The 4,808-nt window shown below is 65.8% G+C and carries 6 protein-coding genes; all 6 read right to left on the minus strand.

Features of this window, described 5'->3' with window-relative positions; all coding sequences use genetic code 11:
- On the minus strand, positions 1-336 hold a 336-nt coding region (locus RJQ10_RS10140; protein ID WP_502880231.1), incomplete at its 3' end, for a flagellar basal body-associated FliL family protein.
- Between the two features lie 213 nt (positions 337-549).
- Entirely contained in the window at positions 550-1,959 is a 1,410-nt protein-coding gene (locus RJQ10_RS10145; RefSeq protein WP_350146196.1) for a flagellar hook-length control protein FliK, read from the minus strand.
- A gap of 34 nt (positions 1,960-1,993) precedes the next feature.
- Positions 1,994-2,458, minus strand: coding sequence for a flagellar export protein FliJ (gene fliJ / locus RJQ10_RS10150; protein WP_350146198.1), 465 nt, complete (start codon positions 2,456-2,458; stop codon positions 1,994-1,996).
- Positions 2,455-3,825, minus strand: coding sequence for a FliI/YscN family ATPase (locus tag RJQ10_RS10155; protein ID WP_502880232.1), 1,371 nt, complete (start codon positions 3,823-3,825; stop codon positions 2,455-2,457). The genes fliJ and RJQ10_RS10155 overlap by 4 nt, the downstream gene beginning before the upstream one ends.
- Positions 3,822-4,427: a FliH/SctL family protein gene (locus tag RJQ10_RS10160; protein WP_350146200.1), complete on the minus strand. Its 606-nt coding sequence runs from the start codon at positions 4,425-4,427 to the stop codon at positions 3,822-3,824. The genes RJQ10_RS10155 and RJQ10_RS10160 overlap by 4 nt, the downstream gene beginning before the upstream one ends.
- The coding region (locus tag RJQ10_RS10165) for a FliG C-terminal domain-containing protein (RefSeq protein WP_350146202.1) at positions 4,414-4,808 on the minus strand (395 nt) is incomplete at its 5' end. The genes RJQ10_RS10165 and RJQ10_RS10160, both read right to left, overlap by 14 nt.

A 4,808-nucleotide genomic window follows, 5' to 3' on the forward strand; every position in this document is an offset into this window, starting at 1 on the left:
GTTTTCCAGAGCTTTCGGCTCGTAGGCCATCAATTGAATGTCGGTCTGGATATAGCGCATGCCGCCCTTATGGTCGAAATTGACCAGGAACTTCTCCAGCGGTATGTAGGCCGCTTCCCGTTCCTCGACCTTGGGCGCCGCGGGCTCCGCGCCCGCCACGTCGGCGGCTGCCTCGTCATTGTTGCCGAGCAGCAGGAACGCCGCGGCACCGCCACCGATCAGCAGCACAATCACTGCGATGATCGCGATTAATTTTCCCTTGCCGCCACCGGATGCCTTGTCAGCATCTCCCGCGCCGCTACCCTTGCCGAGATTAAGATCATCTTTTGCAGCCATGCTTGCTCCTCGCAACTGACCGGCAGCCCTGCCGAATGCCGCCATCGGTCAGCAACATCCCCAAAGCAAGAGCTGTACCAGAATAAAAAATACTAATGATTTCAGAACATTAAGGCGCAGAGTGTGCGGCGAGTGCCAGTATTTTGACACCCTGCGCCCGCGTGGCCGCCCGGGGGCGGCCTGCAGGCATACTAGACTGAAAAAGGAGGGAAGTTAAATGTAGTAGTCGACCAGGCGTACGCTGGCACTGCCGAGTGCGTCGCCGGATTCCGCGGCGCCGGACACGGACCCGCTGCCACTGTCATCAGCCGCGGCCACGCGCGACAAACCGGAGGCATCGCGCTGGCTGTCGCCACTGCCCTGAGACTGTCCGGATACATCGCTGTGGGCCAGCTGCAGACCGCTCTGGGCGAGCATTTCGCGCAGCCGCGGCAGGGACTGTTCAATCGCATCGCGGGCCGCGGCAGAATCCGCCACGAACAGGACTCGCGCCTGGTCGCCATCGGTTGTGATGGACACCTGCAGCCGGCCCAGGTCCGCCGGGTGCAGCTGCAGCGTCGCCTCGTGGCCACCGTTGCGTGCGAAGACCTGCAAGCGGTTGGCCAGTTCGCCGGTAAATTCGGGATCCTGGGGTGCATGGGTCATCGCCAGCTGCGCGGGCGCGCGCGGCGCAGTGGGTGCCGCTACATCGGCGTTTGCCGCAGCGCCCTGTGCGGCAGCGGTGACGGGGGTGGTGGCTGCGGCGGGCTCTGCATTTCCCGCAGCCACCGCCAGGCGCAGCGTGTCAGGACCACCTTCCACGGCGCGCTGACGCAGGACCTGCAGGGCCGCGGCGTCGTCACCTCGCGCGCGCTCGGCGGCCGCGAGAATGCCGACCTCCTGTATCGCGCTACCGGTGGCCGCTGCCACTTTCTCCGCTCGCGCGGGGAGCTCGCGGGTGCCCGCCAGCACCTCATCGACTGTCTCCGCTCCCGCGGGGAGCTCGCGGGTGCCCGCCAGCACCTCATCGACTGTCTCCGCTCGCGCGCGGAGCTCACGGGTGCCCGCCAGCACCTCATCGACAGCTCCCGCAGCCAAACCCGGCGGCGGCGAAATACCGGCTTCCACTGCGCTGCCCGAATTGGCCGGCGCTCCATCGTCAACCACCGACGGCAACTGCGCCGGCAAGGCCTTACCGCCCACAGCTCCCGGTGATACTCCGGCCGACAACAGAGGCACGCCGCTCGCGGATGCATCATCGTCTACCACCTGCGCCACAGGAGCCGCCGCGTCCGCTGGCAAGCTGGCCTCTTCGGCTACGCTACCATCCGCAGTGGCACCGGTGGCAAGGGTTTCCAATACCAGCGCAAACGAACTCCAGGCAGGCACTACCGGCTCTGCGCCCTCCGCGGTTCCGGCAAGAGACGTGGAGGCAGCTGCGCCTGCAGACGCGGGCGGCAAACCGCTGCCGCCGGAGGACGCGGCGTTGCCGCCCTTGCCACCACCTGTGGGCTTGTCGGAAGCGGCTCGCGCCGCCGCGAACATCTGCGAAAATCCATTTTCAGCCCCGTCCTGAGCCGTATTGCCGGGCGCGGCGACCGCGTCCGAACTGGCGACAGGCAGGGTTTGCAGAACCGTAATCATGTAAGATCTCCCGTATCACAGGAGATTCAGCAATTTACGTGCCAGTGCCGGAGGGCTCCTGCCCGGGCGGCACAAAACCGGCGTTGAAGCGCTCGTCGACGGCGCGCTGTTCCAGGCGTTCGGCGTGATCCTGGGCGACAATGCGCCGGCGTGCCACGAAGTCTTCCAGAGTGGATGTGGCGAGCGATTTCTGCATCCAGTCCTGGCGCTGCTGCTGCAACTTCTCGGTGCTCTCTGCCACCGTACTGAGCTGCAGGCGGATGGCGTCATTCAGGTTGGAGAGGAACTGGCGATAGTCCTGCAGTTGCGCTGCCGCCATACCCGATGCCGACATTTCGCGCAGTTGCTGCTCGTATTCCTCAGCGAAGCGTCGCAACTGGTTGAGCTGGTCGCTATTGCGGCTGTGATGCGCCTGCTGTTCCTGCAGATTGCGCGCCGCGCCGGCCTGGTCTGCGCGGGCAACGGTAACCACCTTGTCGAGCTTGTCCGGAGCGGTCATGGCTGCCCTCCGAGGCCTGCAGCCCGGGCGGTTTCAAGGAGTGCGTTAAGGCTGTGCTGCATATCCCGTTTCTCGTTCCAGGGTTGACTGATCAGCGCACGCAAGGGGCCTATCGCGCCCAGTGCCCGGTCGATGGCCGGATCGGTGCCCCGTTCATAAGCTCCGATGGTTATCAGGTCGCGATTCTCCCGCCACACAGAATACAACTCCTTGAGCTGTCGTGCCAACTGTAGCTGGGCCGGGTCCACCACGTTGACCATGGAGCGGCTGATGGAAGCTTCGATGTCGAAGGCGGGGAACATGCCCGAGTCCGCCAGCTGACGCGACAGCACGATATGGCCGTCGAGAATGGCGCGGGCTGAATCCGCGATCGGGTCGGCCAGGTCATCGCCCTCCACCAGCACGGTATAGATCGCGGTAATGGAGCCCTCCACGGTATTGCCCGCGCGCTCGACCAGCGCCGGCAGCAGCGAGAACACCGAGGGCGGATACCCCTTGGCGACCGGCGGTTCGCCGGCGGCGAGGCCAATTTCACGTTGCGCCTGAGCGAAGCGCGTGAGGGAGTCCAGGAGCAACAATACGTTCTTGCCCTGGCGGCGGAAGTGCTCGGCGATGGCGGTTGCGCGCCAGGCACCGTGCACGCGCATCAGCGGCGGATCATCCGCCGGAGTCGCCACAACCACCGCACGACGCAGGCCTTCGGGACCAAGAATTTCATCCACGAACTCGCGCACTTCACGCCCGCGCTCGCCCACCAGGCCCACCACAATGACGTCCGCTGCGGTATGCCGGGTCATCATGCCCAGCAGCGTGCTCTTGCCAACGCCGCTGCCGGCAAACAGGCCCAGGCGCTGCCCCCGGCCGATGGTAGCCAGCGCATTGATTGCCTGCACCCCCACGTCGAGGGGTTCCCGCACCGAGCCGCGTGCCAGCGGGTTGATGGCGCCACCGCGCAGGGGAGCGTAGTCGCGGAACATGACCGTGGGACCGCCGTCGAGCAGGTGGCCCGCGCCGTTGATGACACGGCCCAGCAACTGTTCATCGACGCCAACCCGGTGGCTGAACCCCAGCGGGCGCACACGCGCACCGAGCATCACCCCGTGCAGGCTGCCCTCCGGCATCAGAATTAGCCGGCCTTCGGAGAACCCCACCACTTCGGCCTCTACGCTGCGCAGCTCTTCTGCCTGGATACTGCAGCGGCTGCCGACCGCCCCGGTGCACCCGGCAACCTCGAGCCGGGTGCCGACCATGCGCACCAGACGGCCCTCGCGAATGGGTGTCGTGGCGCTTACCCGGGCACCCAGGCCGGAAATCTGTCGTTGCAGACGCACCGTCCGCTCGGCATTCAGACTCGCAGCCGTCTTCACGACTCTGTCGCCCCGCCTACCGCACCGCGGCTCTCGCGCAGCGTGCGCAAGACGTCGTCGAGACGCCGCTCGGTGGAAGCATCCACGTAGCTCTCGGCAGTAGCCACGCGACAGCCTCCCCGCAGTAGCGCGGAGTCGGTGTGCAGGGTCACCGTCAGCTTTGGCAGCTCGTTCGCCAGCCACTCTCGGACCAGTGCCGCATCGGCAGGGTGCAGATGCACATCTACAGGCCCTTCCACGGCTTCGAGGATGTCCAGCGCTTCGGCCAGCACCGCTTCAATGGCGCCGGCTGAGGTTTCCAGTTCACGCCGCACCACGGTAGTCGCCACACGCACCACCAGCTCAGACAGTTCGCGCAGGAGGTCCGCCTCCTGCTGCCGAAACGGCGCCGCCATGTTGCCCAGCAACGCCGCCAGTTCAGCGGCCGTCGCTTCGGCCCGGGCGCGACCCGCTGCCAGTCCCTCGGCGTGCCCTGCCGCATAGCCTTCAGTGCGCGCGCGCTCCGCAATGGCGGTGGTATCCGGCGCGGCGGCGACAGGTGCCGCATCCCGCAGTTGCGGTGGCTGCCAGCTGCGCGGGCGGCCGGGATCAGACAAAGTCATCGCCCCCTTTACCCAGGGAAATCTCGCCCTCGTCCGCCAGGCGCCCGGCGATCGCCAGAATTTCCTTCTGCGCGGCCTCAACCTCGGAAAGCTTGACCGGGCCCTTGGCTTCCAGGTCCTCGCGCAGCATATCCGCGGCACGGGAGGACATGTTTTTGAAGAACTTTTCTTGCAGCTGGTCATCCACGCCCTTCAGCGCTATCACCAGGCTGTCGACGGCAATTTCGCGAATCAGGCGCTGCATGCCGCGGTCGTCGAGCTCCATCAGATTGTCGAACACGAACATCAGCTCACCCACCTTCTCACCGAGTTCCGCGTCAGCTTCCTTCAGCGCGCCTAGCAGTTCCGATTCGAGGTCCGACTTGACGTTGTTCAGAATGG

The sequence above is a fragment of the Haliea sp. genome, from assembly GCF_040222615.1.
Taxonomy (GTDB): domain Bacteria; phylum Pseudomonadota; class Gammaproteobacteria; order Pseudomonadales; family Halieaceae; genus Haliea.

Excerpts from the sequence above, each read along its gene's own strand:
- RJQ10_RS10145 (WP_350146196.1), bottom strand. The coding sequence starts at position 1,959 with ATGATTACGGTTCTGCAAACCCTGCCTGTCGCCAGTTCGGACGCGGTC.
- fliJ (WP_350146198.1), bottom strand. The coding sequence starts at position 2,458 with ATGACCGCTCCGGACAAGCTCGACAAGGTGGTTACCGTTGCCCGCGCA.
- RJQ10_RS10160 (WP_350146200.1), bottom strand. The coding sequence starts at position 4,427 with ATGACTTTGTCTGATCCCGGCCGCCCGCGCAGCTGGCAGCCACCGCAA.